Genomic DNA, 15,753 nt, shown 5'->3' with positions numbered 1-15,753 from the left:
AAATATTCACCCCAATTTTAGCGTTACTTTATTTATGAAGATGAGCCAGATTAAATTTTTCATATTATTCCTTTTTGTAACATTTTCCGTAAATCAATTCTATGCCAATGAGGTGCCGGAAAGAGATCGCTTTGTTGTCGTTCTTGATGCCGGCCATGGAGGAAAAGATCCCGGCAATATGGGTAACGGTTATAAAGAAAAAGATATTGCCTTAAGTATTATTCTTAAAGTTGGTAAGCAACTGGAAAGTGAGGGAGTAGAGGTTATTTACACCCGTAAAACCGATATATTTATTCCGCTTAAAGAGAGAACTCAAATTGCTAATGAAGCCAAGGCAGATCTTTTTGTCTCTGTTCATTGCAACGCCCATAGTTCACAGGCCAGCGGGACCGAAACTTTTGTTTTGGGTTTAAGGAGAAGTAATGACAACCTCGAGATCGCCAAAAGGGAAAACTCTGTAATCTATCTTGAAGATGATTATGAGGTTACTTACAATGGTTTTGATCCAAATTCCCCTGAATCTTTTATTGGTTTAGCATTAATGCAGGAAGAATACCTAAATCAGAGTATTCTTCTGGCAGATTTTATTCAGAAAAAGTTTACTAACGAACTTAGTAGAAAAAACCGTGGCGTGAAGCAGGATGTTTTTCTTGTTCTCCGTGAGGCGGTTATGCCAAGTGTACTTATAGAAACAGGTTTTCTTACAAATAATCAGGAAGGTGCTTTTCTTAACAGCGGAAATGGGCAGAATAAAATGGCAGCTGCAATTTCACAAGCAATAATCAATTATAGCCAGAATATAAACCTGTCTTCTTTGGAAAGTATTTCAGAGACCCGTGGCAATATAGAAGCCACTCCTGTGGCTTCAACTATATATGATGGGATAACTTTTAAAGTTCAACTTGCTGCCGGCTCTAAAAAAGTAGAGACAAAACCTTATAATTTTAGAGGTCTTGAAAACGTTTCCCGAGAAAAAGAAGGGAAACTCTACAAATATTATCTGGGAGAAACCTCAGACTATCTTAAAATTCAGGAAACACACCAGAATGCTATAAAAAGTGGATACACTTCCAGTTATATAGTTGCTTTTAAAGAAGGCAGGAAGATTACAGTTAATGAGGCGTTAAAATCTAAGGTTAATTAGAGCTACTCTTCCATTTTATTTCTAAATTTGTTCGTATTCTAAAAAATTAGCTTTTGAAGTATTCTAAAGAGGTGAAGACCGGCATATTGGCTGTTATTGCAATACTTGTTCTTATTTTTGGTTATAGTTTCCTGAAAGGAAAAAATCTTCTTGATTCTAGCAGAATCTTTCATGCTGTGTATGATGATGTTGAAGGTTTATCTCCTTCTTCTGCCGTGACAATTAATGGTCTCAAAGTGGGACAGGTAACAAAAATAGATTTCCTGAACGAAACTGGTTTACTGGTAGTATCATTTACTGTCGATAATAAATTTCCTTTTTCAGAAAATAGTGTAGCCCAGATTTATGGAGGTAATATTATAGGAGGGAAATCTCTTGCTATTGTTCCAAATTATGAAAAGGGGAACCTGGCAAAATCTGGTGATACGCTTCAGGGAGATAGCGAAGAAGGTTTAATGGAACTGGTAAACGACAGGCTAACCCCACTTCAAACCAAAGTGGAGAATACCATTGTAAGTGCAGACTCTTTACTTACAGCTCTCAATGTCATCCTTAACGATACCACCAGAAACAATATTAGAACTACTTTTAGGGATATAGGTGAAACAGCGAGATCTATTAGGGGAACAGCTGAAACTCTTGAAGGTATTGTAGAAGGTAATTCCGGTAAACTGGACAGGACTTTTACAAACCTGGATGAAATGTCCGGAAATTTCAACAAATTTTCAGATTCTATTTCTCAAATTGATGTAGCTCAAATGTCCCGAGACATAGAAGATATTATAGCCAATTTTGAAGAAGTTTCTAATAAAATCAATAGTGAAGAAGGAACAGCAGGGAAACTGCTAAACAATGATGATGTTTATAATAATCTGGAGCGTGCTACGGAACAATTGGAGGAGCTTCTTCAGGATGTAAAACTTAACCCTAAACGTTACGTTCATTTCTCTATATTTGGAAAAAGATCTAAAGGATATACAGAACCCGAGGATTCTCTAAGATAATCTAAAACCAAATGGATTTTATTCCCCAAATCTTGTTTACTATTGCCCTTGTGGCAGGTATTGCCTTTTTTGTAAAAAACATACTACTCATATACCGGAATATTAACCTCGGTAGAAAAATAGATCGTAAAGACAATCCTGGCGAACGTTTTGCAAAGATGGCCCGGATAGCTTTTGGACAAAGTAAAATGGTTCGCCGGCCTGTTTCTGGAATTCTGCATGTTATTGTCTACTTAGGATTTATTATAATTAACATCGAAGTTCTGGAAATCATTATTGATGGTATTTTCGGTACCCACAGGGTTTTATTTGCCATGGGGGATTTATATGGAATTTTAATTGCAGCTTTTGAAATCCTGGCATTTCTTGTACTGTTAGGAGTGATAATTTTCTGGACAAGAAGAAATATTTCTAATATTTACAGGTTTCTTGGCCGTGAATTAAAAGGCTGGCCAAAAAATGACGCTAATTATATTCTCTATTTTGAGATGATTCTAATGGCTTTATTTCTAACCATGAATGCTGCAGATCACCAGCTGCAAATAAATGAGGTGGAACCTTATTATAATGAAGCCGGCCTAATGGGGAGTTTTCCTATAAGCCAGTTTTTACTTCCGATATTTGATGGAATGAGCTCTTCCACGTTAGTTATAATTGAGCGTGCTGCCTGGTGGTTACATATTCTCGGAATATTATTTTTCCTGAACTATCTATACTATTCAAAGCACCTTCATATCCTACTGGCATTCCCGAATGTCTATTTTTCCAAATTACAACCTAAAGGAGAATTTGACAATTTACAATCGGTTACAGATGAAGTGAAATTAATGATGGATCCGGATGCTGATCCTTTTGCCGCACCGGCCGAAGGCGATGGTACTGCAGAACCTGAAAAATTTGGAGCTTCAGATGTCATGGATCTAAACAGGGTCCAACTTTTAAACGCTTATACTTGTACGGAGTGTGGAAGATGTACTTCAGAATGTCCGGCGAATAAAACCGGAAAAAAACTTTCTCCAAGAAAAATCATGATGGATACTCGTGACAGGTTAGAAGAGGTAGGAGAGAACATCAACAAAAATGGCAGTTTTCAGGAGGATGGCAAGCAATTGCTGGATGACTATATTTTAAGAGAAGAATTATGGGCATGTACAACCTGTAATGCCTGTGTAGAAGCTTGTCCTGTGGGAATAGATCCGCTTTCCATTATAATGGACATGAGAAGATACCTTGTAATGGAACAGAGTGCGGCCCCAAATGAACTGGCGGTTTCTTTGACGAATATTGAAAATAATGGTGCTCCATGGCCATATAACCAAATGGATAGACTTAATTGGGCAAAAGAGAACAATTAAACTGAATCTTACTCATAAATAATTTAAGATAAAAGCAATGGCAGAAACATTAAAAGTTCCAACAATGGCCGAATACATGGCAGAAGGTAAAAAACCTGAAGTTTTATTTTGGGTCGGCTGTTCGGGTAGCTTTGATGATCGTGCAAAAAAAATAACGAAAGCTTTTGTAAAGCTTTTAACTAAAGCAGGTGTGGGTTTTGCAGTTTTGGGTACAGAAGAAAGTTGTACCGGCGATCCTGCTAAACGTGCAGGAAATGAATTTCTTTTCCAAATGCAGGCCGTTACTAATATAGAAGTGCTCAACGGTTATGAAATAGAGAAAGTGGTAACCGCTTGTCCGCATTGTTTTAATACCATAAAAAATGAATATCCTGCCCTTGGTGGAAATTACGAAGTAATGCACCACACGCAATTCCTTAAATCCCTGCTAAACGAAGGCCGGCTCAAGGTTGAAGGTGGGAAATTTAAGGGAAAGAGGATAACTTTTCACGATCCATGTTACCTTGGCCGCGGGAACGGAGAATACGAAGCTCCCCGCGATCTTCTAAGGAAACTTGAAGTGGAGCTTGTGGAAATGCGTATGTGCAAACGTAACGGACTTTGTTGCGGTGCGGGTGGCGCACAAATGTTTAAAGAGCCGGAGCCGGGAACCAAAGATGTAAATATTGAGCGAACAGAGCAAGCGATGGAAGTAAAACCTGAAGTTATCGCAGCGGGATGCCCTTTTTGCAATACGATGATGACAGATGGTGTTAAGAGTAAAGACAAGGAAGACAGTATCGCTGTAATGGATATTGCCGAAATGATTGCAGATGCCCAGGATCTGTAAATAGCCAAAATTGACTACTGATTTTATTCAGCTGAAGGTTTAGGATATTGTTCCTTAAAATTTCAATTCTAAGCATCTCTCCGTTATTATACTTTATAATAATCCGGTTTTTAGTATAACTACAAGGTCGAAAATTGTCATTTTTTAGGCTTGACCTTATCTACAATACCAGAATTCCTTTCTGGTGTTCAAAAAAAATAGTATCAGAGCTTTTTAGTGGCTAAACTGAAGTTATAGAGGTAGAAAAGCACATATTACTCATCAGATAGTATGTACTACGGTCTGTTTTTTAAGCTGAAGATCCTGATAAGGTTCTTAATTTTAATGCATTGCGAAAATTGTCAAATTTCGACCCTCACCCAAAAGAAGTCTGATGATATTTCAAAAGTTAAATTGCGGTACTATATTTGAAGGCACAGCAATATAAAGTAGTTTTGTATAACTTTATTTAAGATAAAAAATGTTAGTACCCTTTAATACTTTACCCGAAAGTTCCCGCGTGTGGATTTATCAATCCAACAGATCTTTTACAGAAGAAGAACTTCAGGAAATCACTGAAAAACTTGAGCTTTTTGTTCAGAGATGGACTGCACATGGAGCCGAGTTAAAAGCTGGTTTCGAGATTAAGTACAAGCGCTTTATTATAATTGCTCTGGACCAGGAAATTAATTCAGCTTCAGGATGTTCCATAGATGCTTCAGTTCATTTCATTCAGCAATTGGAAAAAGAATATGATGTTGATCTTCTGGACAAAATGAATGTTTCCTATAAACAGGGGGATTTTGTAGCCTATAAAAACCTTATAGATTTCAGAAAAATGGCTAAAGAGAAAGCTGTTTCTCCAAAAACCATTGTTTTTAATAATCTTGTAAATACTAAAGCCGAATATCTTTCAGATTGGGAAGTTCCAGCATCTGAGAGCTGGCATAACCGCTTTTTGAATTAATGAAGTTGAAGGTAGCCCCAAAGTTTTCAGTACTAATTACACTTTTCTTCTTTCTCACTACTAATCTATTTTCTCAACAAAGGAATCCGCTGATTAGTGACGACTTTCCTGCTCAAAAAGAGTGGGTGGACAGCGTTTATAATGCGATGACCCTGGAGGAAAAGATTGGACAGCTTTTTATGGTGGATGTTTTTTCCAATGCACCGGAATCGAAAACAGATGAGATCAAAAAGCTCGTGGAAGAACATCATATTGGTGGGATTATTTTTTCTAAAGGTGGGCCTTTAAGACAGGCTAAACTCACCAATGAATTTCAGGAAGCCTCAAAAATTCCTTTAATGATAGGAATGGATGCAGAATGGGGGCTGGCCATGCGGCTCGATTCCACTTTTTCGCTGCCATGGAATATGGCCCTGGGAGCGATTAGAGATACTCTATTAATTGAAGAAGCAGGTGCTGCTATTTCCAGGCACTCCAAGCGCCTGGGTGTACATATTAATTTTGCGCCGGTTGTAGATATTAATACCAATGCCGAAAACCCAATTATCGGCAACAGGTCTTTTGGCGAGGAAAAAGAGAACGTTACCCAAAAATCCCTCGCCTTTATTAGAGGAATGCACCGTGAAGGAATTCTTTCCAGTGCCAAACATTTTCCCGGTCACGGAGACACAGATTCCGATTCCCATAAGACCTTACCTACCATTTCATTTTCCAGGAAAAGGATAGAGAATATTGAGTTATATCCTTATAGAAAGCTAATAGAAGCAGGGCTTTCCAGCGTGATGGTGGCGCATTTAAATGTGCCTTCGTTAGAAGAGCAAACAGGAACACCTTCTTCCTTAAGTAAAACTGTGGTTACCGATCTTCTAAAGAAGGAACTTGGTTTTAACGGACTCATTTTTACTGATGCCCTAAACATGAAAGGGGCTTCTAATTTCAGCAATCCGGGAGATATAGATCTTGCCGCCTTTCTTGCTGGAAATGACGTTTTGCTAATTTCTGAAGACGTGCCAAAAGGGATACAGAAAATTGCTGAAGCTTATAATAATGGAGCCATAAGTGAGCAGCGTTTAAGCCATTCAGTAAAGAAAATATTATTTGCAAAATATAAGGTAGGGCTTAATAATTATACTCCTGTAAATACCACCTATCTCATTTCAGAATTACACAGCGTTCGTGATGATGCGCTTTTTGAAAAACTAACAGAAAGTTCTATTACTGTATTAAAAAACAACACAGGACTTTTGCCTTTTAAAAAACTGGCAGACAAAAAGTTTGCGTATGTAAATTTTGGAGATGGGGACGGTAGCGCTTTTCTAACCCAGCTAAGGAAATATACAAAAGTAGATTGGGTGACTGGTATTACTCTAGAGAGTTTGCTGGATAGATTAAAGGATTACGATCGCGTTATTGTTGGCTTTCATAAACCAGATCATAATCCCTGGACCTCTTACAAGTTTTCTCAAAATGAATTGCGGTGGATTTATGAAATTGCCAGAAATAACACTACTGTTTTAAATGTTTTTACCAGTCCATATTCTTTGCTGAATATCCCAACTTTCACAGATTTGGAAGGAGTGGTTGTGGGTTATCAGAATAATGAGATTGCACAACAAAAAGTTGCACAAGTACTGTTTGGAGCTATAAAAGCAAGTGGTAAACTACCGGTAAGCATTGGCAACGAATTTCCTGAAGGTTCTGGCCTTAGAAGCAAAGAGTTTAACCGGCTTAGTTATGGTATCCCCGAAACTGTAGGGGTTAATTCATATAAACTAAGAAAGATTGATTCTATTATCTCTGAAGCTATTGAAAAAAAAATGACTCCCGGTGCACAAATTCTTATAGCACGTAAAGGTAAGGTTATCTACAACCGCAATTTTGGATATCAGACGTATGATGAAGAACTTCCCGTAACTGACACTACGGTTTACGACCTCGCTTCCCTTACAAAAATATTGGCGACTTTACCACTGGTTATGGAACAGGAAGAAAAAGGAATTGTCAACTTTGACACAACACTGGGAGAAATGCTAACCGTTTTTCAGAATTCCAATAAGGAAGATATAAGGTTGCAGGATATGCTTATGCATTACGCCCGGCTAAAGGTGTGGATTCCGTTTTATATCTCCACGCTCGATAAGACTACTCGAAAACCTTCAGATGTATTCTATAGTAAAGTTCCTTCCGAAGCATTTAATACTCATGTCGCTAAAGATTTGTATATACGTAACGATGCACAGGATACGATTTTAAGTGTGATAAGGGACAGTGATCTGGAAAAGAGGAAAGAGTATAAATACAGCGATTTGCCTTTCTACATTCTTAAATATTATCTTGAAGCTTATTATGGCACTACATTAAACAGTCTTACCCAGGAGAAATTTTACAGGCCTTTGGGAGCCAATTTTACGGGTTATCTTCCTGTAACACGTTTTGGTCTGGACCAGATAGCGCCTACAGAAGATGATAAATTGTGGAGAGCTCAGAAAATACATGGTTACGTCCATGATCAGGGAGCAGCCATGCAGGGGGGAATTGGTGGTCATGCCGGTTTATTCAGCAATGCAAATGATGTTGCTAAAATCATGCAAATGTATATGAATGGCGGTAGTTATGGTGGGGAAAAATTCTTTGAACCTGAAACTATCTCTAAATTTAATACCTGCTATTATTGCGAACAGGATGTAAGAAGGGGTGTAGGCTTCGACAAACCACAACTTGGAAGTGCCGGCCCCACCTGTGGTTGTGTATCCTTGACCAGTTTTGGACATAGCGGTTTTACAGGAACTTTAGCATGGGCAGACCCCGAGGAAGAAATTATATATGTATTTTTGTCCAATCGAACCTATCCAGATTCCAATAACCGGAAACTTATAAGAGCGGACATCAGGTCGAAAATACAGGAAGTGATATACGAAGCTATAGATTATTAGTTAAGTAATATCTATTGCGAAAACTGGCTTTTAAGGAGCCCTTTATGAAAGAAAATTAATGAAAATTGCTATTGTTTGTTATCCTACTTTTGGTGGGAGTGGCGTTGTTGCCACAGAGTTGGGACTTGCACTTTCCAGGAGAGGGCATGAAATTCACTTTATTACCTACAAACAACCCGTCAGGCTGGATCAGCTATCCAGCAATGTGAGATTTCATGAGGTACATGTACCGGAATATCCTTTATTTCATTATCAGCCTTATGAGCTGGCACTAAGTAGTAAGCTCGTGAATATGGTTAAACTTCACGAGATTGAACTTTTGCATGTACATTATGCTATTCCGCATGCTTATGCCGGTTATATGGCCAAGAAAATGCTGGAAGAGGAAGGGATCTTTATTCCCATGGTCACCACCCTTCATGGAACAGATATTACCTTGGTAGGAAAGCATCCTTTTTACAAACCTGCTGTAAAATTTAGTATTAATAATAGCGATGTAGTCACTTCTGTTTCCCAGAGTCTTAAAGAAGATACGCTGAAATCTTTTGAGATTTCAAAAGAAATAGAAGTCGTTCCCAACTTTATAGATGTTACAAAATATAAGCGAAAATCTTTTACCGATTGTCAGCGTGAAATGATGGCTTTGGAAGATGAAAAAATCGTTACCCACATTAGTAACTTCAGAAAAGTGAAGCGAATAGATGATGTAATTAAAATTTTCTTTGAAATTCAGAAGAAGGTAAAATCCAGACTAATGATGGTCGGCGAAGGCCCGGAAAAAGAAATGGCAGAAGACTTGGTGAAAGAACTGGGCATTCTGGACAAAGTGATGTTTCTAGGAGAAAGCCATGAGATAGATAAAATCCTTTGCTTTTCAGATTTGTTCCTGCTTCCTTCAGAAAAAGAAAGTTTTGGACTTGCTGCTTTAGAAGCTATGGTTAACAGCGTACCTGTGATTTCCACAAATACCGGCGGCTTACCTGAAGTTAATATAGACGGAGTAACTGGTTTTCTTAATGATGTGGGAGATATAGAAAAAATGTCAGAAAATGCTATTTCCCTGCTTTCAGATGAAAAAAAGTTAGATCAGTTTAAAGCAAATGCACGCAAGGAATCACAGAAATTTGATATCCAAAAAGTAGTTCCCCAGTATGAGGCTCTTTATCAAAACCTCTTAGAAAAAGCTAAAATATCTTCCTGAAGAAAGAATAATTCCATAAAAAAGTTTTGCGTTTTCATAAGTAGCTAAAATAATAAGGCATAAAAAAAGTGGGAAATTTAATTCCCACTTTTTTATTATCATCAACAGATGTATTATTTAGAACTGGTATCTTATACCCAGTGCAATGTCTGGTGAAAATCCATCTACCACATCATAATCGTTAAAACCTATTTCAGGACGTAAATCCAGGGAAAGGAGTAGTGGTATGTCAAAATTATATTCGATACCAAGGTTTCCGGCTACTAAAAGAAAAGCACCGTCGTTATAATCGCCATCTCTCTTATCGTTAACACTTCCTACACCTGCACCCGCACCTGCATACCAGTTAAAACCTCCATCAAGGTTCCATACCCATTGATATAATCCTACAAGTTTAAAAGCATCAAAGCTGTTGTCATTCCTCCAGCCAAGATCAAATTCCAAACGATTGTTAGCACCTGCTGCTTTTTGATAAGAAACTTCAGCTCCATAACCACTTCCTCCACCAAGACGAAGACCTATGGCATTGTCTGCAATTTCCTGAGCTTTAACTCCTGTAAATGCTGCACCCATTGTAAGTGCTGCCAGTAAGATGAACTTTTTCATATTATCCTGTGTTTTTCTATTTAAAGAAGCAAATGTAATCGTTAGGATAAAGCGAAAACACCTACATTCCCCAATCTATTGTTAATTTTCTTTAATGCTCTGTTAAGTCATTTTCATGAAAAAACGTATTTTAGCTTCTTTTATTATGAAAGAAAAGTTAATTGATTTATCTAAAAATTTAGAAGGACAATTGTATCATGATGATTTGTGGCGTTCGATATATGCTACAGATGCATCTGTGTACAGAGAAGTCCCACTGGCAGTGTGTTATCCTAAAAATGAGGAAGACTTAAAACTGCTTATAAAATTTGCTACAGAAAATCATACCTCCCTTATCCCCAGGACCGCAGGAACATCGCTTGCAGGGCAATGTGTAGGAACAGGCATTGTTGTAGATGTTTCTAAGCATTTTACCACTATTTATGAAATAAATACCGAAGAAAGGACAGTCCGACTCCAGCCGGGTGTAATTAGGGATGACCTAAACCGAATATTAAAAGAGCACGGATTGTTTTTTGGCCCCAACACTTCTACATCTAATCGCTGTATGATAGGAGGGATGGTAGGAAATAATTCAAGCGGCACCACCTCCATCAAATTTGGGACAACAAGAGAGAAAGTTGTTTCCTTAAAAACAATTTTAAGTGATGGGAGTGAAGCGGAATTTGGTGCTCTTTCAAAAGAGGAGTACGCGCAAAAACTTCAGCTTGAAAATCTTGAAGGTAAAATTTACAGGGAAATAGAAGCAAAATTATCTTCGGAAGAAAATAAGAAGGAAATAAAAGAAAAATTTCCGCCACAGGAAATGCACCGTCGCAATACAGGATATGCAATAGATGATCTCGTATATTCTGAAGTTTTCGACAAGGCATCAAAGAAAAAGTTTGACTTCTGCAACTTACTTTCGGGAAGTGAAGGAACTTTAGCTTTTACCACAGAAATTACTTTGCAACTGGACCGGTTACCACCGCCTAAATCATCCATGGTTGCAGCCCACTATACCTCTATAGAAGCGTGTTTGCAAGCTGTTGTGCCGGCAATGAGGCATCCGCTCTTTACCTGTGAAATGATGGATAAAACCATCCTCGATTGTACGAAACAAAACCTCAAATATAAAGAGAACCGTTTTTTTATTCAGGGTGATCCTGAAGCAATTTTAATGCTGGAGTTAAGAGCAAATAGCCAGGAAGAGCTTCAGAAACAAACTCAGGAGCTTATGGAAACTCTGGACAGCTCCGGTTTGGGATATGCTTTTCCTGTGCTAATGGACGAGCAGATAGGACTGGCGCTGGAATTAAGAAAAGCTGGACTGGGATTGCTTGGCAATATTGTGGGGGATAGCAAAGCTGTAGCCTGTATTGAAGATACTGCAGTGGCCCTGCCTTACCTGTCAGATTACATCCTTGAGTTTAGCCAGGTAATGAAAAAGTATGGACAGGATGCTGTTTATTATGCACATGCCGGGGCAGGAGAACTGCATTTAAGACCAATTTTGAACATTAAGAAATCTGAAGATGTAAAACTCTTTAGAAGCATTACTGAAGATGTGGCGAAACTGGTAAAAAAATACAATGGATCCATGAGCGGCGAGCATGGGGATGGAAGGGTGCGAGCTGAGTTTATTGAGTACATGATTGGTTCTAAAAATTACCAGATCCTGAAAGATGTAAAGTCGGTTTTTGACCCACAGAATATCTTTAATCCGGGAAAAATAATTGATGCACCACCCATGGACACGTCCTTTCGTTACGTAGTAGACAGAAAGGAGCCAGAAGTAGAAACTTTAATGGATTTCTCTGAATCTGAAGGAATTCTCAGGATGGCAGAAAAATGTAACGGAAGCGGGGATTGCAGAAAATCTTCAGAATCTGGAGGAACAATGTGCCCGAGTTATCGCGCTACAAAAAACGAAAAAGATACCACCCGGGCCAGAGCCAACGGTCTGAGGGAATTCTTAACTAATTCTGATAAGAAAAATAAATTTGATCATTCTGAGCTCAAAGAAGTCTTTGATCTTTGTATAAGCTGTAAAGGGTGTAAAAGCGAGTGTCCTTCCAGCGTAGATGTTGCCGCATTAAAAGCTGAATTTTTGTATCAGTACCAGAAAGCAAATGGTTTTACAACAAGAAACAAAATGTTTGTAAACAATGGCAGGATGAATAAATTAGGATCCAGGATTCCTGGAATTACAAACTTCTTCTTCAAAAATACTTTGACTTCAGGAATAGCAAAAAAATCTTTTGGTATTGCAAAAGAGCGGAGTTTGCCAAATCTTTCGAGACAAACTGTTTCAGACTACTATAGACAAAATAAAGAACGTTTACGGGTGGAAAATCCTTTAAAAACGGTTTATCTTTTTAACGATGAGTTTACCAATTATCTAGATGCAGAGATAGGTATTGATGCTTTAGAATTGTTGAGTAGATTAAAATATCAGGTTGAAATTAAGGAACACGAAGAAAGCGGTCGCAGCCATTTGTCTAAAGGCTTTCTTGATGAAGCTAAAGTCTTGGCAAACAAAAACATTGAGATATTTAAAAAAATAATTTCTGAAGAAACACCCCTTATAGGAATAGAACCTTCGGCAATACTTAGCTTTAGGGATGAGTATCTGCGGCTGGCGAATAATAAAAACGCCGCTGAAAAATTAGCTACTAATTGCCTGCTGATAGAAGAATTTATAAAAAAGGAAATTGCTTTGGGAAATATAAATGCCAATTCTTTTACTTCAGAAGAAAAAACGATTAAAATACATGGCCATTGCCACCAAAAGGCTCTTTCCAACACCTCAAATACTTTTACAGTTTTAAATCTTCCGGTTAATTACAATGTAACCATTATTCCCTCGGGATGTTGCGGAATGGCAGGTTCTTTTGGATATGAAGAAGAGCATTACGAGATAAGTATGAATATTGGGGAGCAAACCTTATTCCCGGCAGTAAGAAAATCATCAAAAGAAACAATAATTGCAGCCAATGGGACAAGTTGCAGGCACCAAATAAAAGATGGCACACAAAGAAGTGCCAGGCATCCTGTGAGTATTTTAAGAGAGGCAGTTTTATAGAATTAAACTTTGGTTGTACATGATTTTAAAATTAGCACTACCTTGCCTGACTTTTTGAAATAATTACTTTTGAATTTAGGATTTATACATTAATAAGGTTATATTTTATAGCATCGGAAATCTTAAAAAGGCCTGAAACCAGCCGGAAGGATGCTCAAATTTTATTTTTGAAATAGTTCTCACTAAACAACCAAAAAAATGGCGAAAATTTTAATAGTAGATGACGATGCATCAATAGGTCACATGATTAAGGATATCCTGGAATTTAAGGATCATGAAGTTACCCTTTCTCAGAAGCCTTTGGAGACTAAAGAAAATATTGTGAAAAATAAGATTGAACTGGTACTTCTGGATAAATTAATATCCGGTGTGGATGGAACAGAGGTTTGTTCAAACTTAAAGAAAGACGAGGAAGTTTCCGAAGTTCCGGTAATCATGATGTCTGCCCTGCACAATGCGGCAGAAATTTGTAAGGAAGCCGGTGCTGTGGACTTTATTTCCAAGCCATTTGATATGGAAATGCTCCTTTCCAGAATCGACCATGTTTTGCAGGCAAAAGAAGAAAATAAACTCTAGTATTTAATTTTTCCTTTTTCTGCTATCTTCCTGACCTGGAATAGATATGGTTATGGCAGTTAAAGGAAAAATTTTACTTTCAATTTCTTTTTGCTCTTGCAAGTTTTTATATTGAAAAAGTTCCCAACGTTTGTTGTTGTATTCCAGCGCAGTTAAATTCTCAATCCAGTCTCCGGAATTTAAATATAAACACGTGCCATTATCATTGGTCTTCCTGATAATCTTTGGCTGATGGATATGTCCGCAAATAACATATTTATAACCACTTTCAATGGCCAGGTCGGCGGCGGTTTTTTCGAAGTCGTGTACAGCCTTTACTGCGGCTTTTACGCTGTCCTTTATCTTTCTGGAAAGTGAGTACTTTTTTTTGCCAATTTTCACCAGGTACCAGTTAAGAAACCTGTTGAATAAAATAAGTATATCATAACCCCATCCTCCAAGTTTTGCAATCCATTTGGCGTTTTGAATGGAAACATCAAAAACATCACCATGAAAGAACCAGGCTACTTTCCCATCCAAATCAAGCACCAGTTTGTCTACAATACTAAATGCTCCTAACTTGATGTCGCTAAATTTTCGAAGCATTTCATCATGATTTCCAGTGATGTAGATAACTTCAGTGCCGCGGGTACTTAAATCGATAATCTTTTTAACTACTTCCATGTGAGCTTTTGGAAAATACCTTTTCCGGAATTGCCAGATATCTATAATATCTCCATTTAGAATTAATTTTTCAGGCTGAATGCTGTCAAGATAAGCACAGAGTTCTTTTGCGTGACATCCAAAGGTACCAAGGTGCACATCAGAAATTACAACAACATCCAGCTTTCTCTTTTGTGCCAAATTTTTTTTAATTTATTACAAATAAAATTCAGTAATTATTGCTAGAAATGCTTTAGCCAAGAATTAAGAAAATCTTACCCGTACTTTAAAGATCGACTCTGTACATTACCAGTAGATTAATTGAATTTAGCCTTTCAAAAGTGGTGTTAAAAAATTACATTTGTTCAAAATCACAACTATGGCGGGGAATTCCTTCGGAAAATTATTCAGACTAACCACTTTTGGTGAGTCACACGGGCAGGCAATTGGAGGGGTTATAGATGGCTGTCCGGCGGGATTAAAATTAGATCTGGAAAAAATTCAAAATGAGCTGAACCGTCGTCGTCCGGGACAGTCGGCAATCGTTACACAGAGAAAAGAACCAGATACGGTAGAATTTCTTTCAGGTATTTTTGAAGAACAAACCACAGGAACTCCAATTGGTTTTATTATTAAAAATGCCAATCAGAAATCGAAAGATTATTCCCATATAAAAGATACTTACAGGCCTTCTCATGCAGATTATACGTATGATGAGAAATATGGAGTAAGGGATTATCGTGGCGGAGGGAGATCTTCTGCCCGTGAAACAGCTTGTAGGGTGGTCGCAGGTGCACTTGCAAAACAGATTTTGGCTGGAATTGAAATAACTGCCTATACAGCCTCTGTCGGGGAAATTGAACTTCAAAAGAGCCATAAAGAACTTGACTTTAATATAATTGAGACCAATCCGGTAAGATGTCCCGATACAGCAACTGCCGAGAAGATGGAGGCATACATTAAAGAAATACGGGCTGAAGGTGATACAGTGGGAGGAACTGTGCAATGCGTTATTAAAAATGTTCCTAAGGGTTTGGGTGAACCTGTCTTTGATAAATTACATGCCGAACTTGGAAAAGCCATGCTTTCCATAAACGCTGTAAAAGGATTTGAATATGGCAGCGGATTTGAAGGCACAAAGATGAAAGGGAGTCAGCACAACGATATTTTTAATAATGACGGTTCTACAAGAACAAACCTTAGCGGCGGTATACAGGGAGGAATTTCCAATGGAATGGATATCTATTTTAATGTAGCTTTTAAACCTGTCGCTACGATAATGCAAAATCAGGAGACGATTAATGCACAGGGAGAATCTGTGGAAATGCAGGGGAAAGGTAGACATGATCCCTGTGTGGTTCCCAGGGCTGTTCCTATTGTAGAGGCAATGGCAGCATTGGTTATTGCAGATTATATGCTTCAGAATAAAACATCTAAACTATAATTCAATTCT

Annotated in this window: 12 protein-coding genes; 10 read left to right on the top strand and 2 right to left on the bottom strand. The window is 37.9% G+C overall.

The window, feature by feature from the left end:
- The first annotated feature begins 34 nt into the window (after positions 1 to 34).
- The 7 genes from RM549_RS10390 to bshA all read left to right on the top strand — a co-directional run bounded on the left by RM549_RS10390 (position 35) and on the right by bshA (position 9,412).
- Complete coding sequence (locus RM549_RS10390; protein ID WP_432264712.1) at positions 35 to 1,144, top strand: N-acetylmuramoyl-L-alanine amidase family protein; 1,110 nt, start codon at positions 35 to 37, stop codon at positions 1,142 to 1,144.
- A gap of 53 nt (positions 1,145 to 1,197) precedes the next feature.
- A complete protein-coding gene (locus tag RM549_RS10385) occupies positions 1,198 to 2,148 on the top strand; it encodes an MlaD family protein (RefSeq protein ID WP_311684463.1) in 951 nt (316 codons plus the stop codon).
- Positions 2,149 to 2,159: 11 nt separating this feature from the next.
- On the top strand, positions 2,160 to 3,503 hold the full coding sequence (locus tag RM549_RS10380) for a 4Fe-4S dicluster domain-containing protein (RefSeq protein WP_311684461.1): 1,344 nt from the start codon (positions 2,160 to 2,162) through the stop codon (positions 3,501 to 3,503).
- A 37-nt stretch (positions 3,504 to 3,540) separates the two neighbouring features.
- Entirely contained in the window at positions 3,541 to 4,332 is a 792-nt protein-coding gene (locus RM549_RS10375) for a (Fe-S)-binding protein (protein ID WP_311684458.1), read from the top strand.
- Between the two features lie 460 nt (positions 4,333 to 4,792).
- A complete protein-coding gene (locus RM549_RS10370) occupies positions 4,793 to 5,278 on the top strand; it encodes an ABC transporter ATPase (protein WP_311684456.1) in 486 nt (161 codons plus the stop codon).
- Positions 5,278 to 8,211 carry a serine hydrolase domain-containing protein gene (locus RM549_RS10365; protein ID WP_311684454.1) on the top strand — a complete coding sequence of 978 codons (2,934 nt, stop codon included), beginning with the start codon at positions 5,278 to 5,280 and terminating at the stop codon, positions 8,209 to 8,211. Before RM549_RS10370 ends, RM549_RS10365 begins: the two co-directional genes overlap by 1 nt.
- Before the next feature lie 58 nt (positions 8,212 to 8,269).
- Positions 8,270 to 9,412: an N-acetyl-alpha-D-glucosaminyl L-malate synthase BshA gene (gene bshA / locus RM549_RS10360; protein ID WP_311684452.1), complete on the top strand. Its 1,143-nt coding sequence runs from the start codon at positions 8,270 to 8,272 to the stop codon at positions 9,410 to 9,412.
- 117 nt (positions 9,413 to 9,529) lie between these two features.
- Here bshA and RM549_RS10355 read toward each other — a convergent pair whose 3' ends face one another.
- A complete protein-coding gene (locus RM549_RS10355; RefSeq protein WP_311684450.1) occupies positions 9,530 to 10,018 on the bottom strand; it encodes a hypothetical protein in 489 nt (162 codons plus the stop codon).
- A 115-nt stretch (positions 10,019 to 10,133) separates the two neighbouring features.
- On the opposite strand from RM549_RS10355, the gene RM549_RS10350 reads away from it, so the two are divergent.
- On the top strand, positions 10,134 to 13,082 hold the full coding sequence (locus RM549_RS10350) for an FAD-binding and (Fe-S)-binding domain-containing protein (protein ID WP_311684447.1): 2,949 nt from the start codon (positions 10,134 to 10,136) through the stop codon (positions 13,080 to 13,082).
- A 198-nt stretch (positions 13,083 to 13,280) separates the two neighbouring features.
- A complete protein-coding gene (locus RM549_RS10345; protein WP_311684445.1) occupies positions 13,281 to 13,658 on the top strand; it encodes a response regulator in 378 nt (125 codons plus the stop codon).
- A 3-nt stretch (positions 13,659 to 13,661) separates the two neighbouring features.
- Here the strand turns inward: RM549_RS10345 and RM549_RS10340 are convergent, their stop codons facing one another.
- Entirely contained in the window at positions 13,662 to 14,501 is an 840-nt protein-coding gene (locus tag RM549_RS10340; protein WP_311684443.1) for a UDP-2,3-diacylglucosamine diphosphatase, read from the bottom strand.
- Positions 14,502 to 14,679: 178 nt separating this feature from the next.
- Between RM549_RS10340 and aroC the strand changes: the two genes are divergently transcribed.
- On the top strand, positions 14,680 to 15,744 hold the full coding sequence (aroC, locus tag RM549_RS10335; RefSeq protein WP_311684499.1) for a chorismate synthase: 1,065 nt from the start codon (positions 14,680 to 14,682) through the stop codon (positions 15,742 to 15,744).
- The last annotated feature ends 9 nt before the right edge of the window (positions 15,745 to 15,753 follow it).

The organism is Autumnicola patrickiae (assembly GCF_031846525.1).
GTDB classification, from domain to species: Bacteria; Bacteroidota; Bacteroidia; order Flavobacteriales; family Flavobacteriaceae; genus Autumnicola; species Autumnicola patrickiae.
This window is presented reverse-complemented; position numbering and strand designations above follow the sequence as displayed.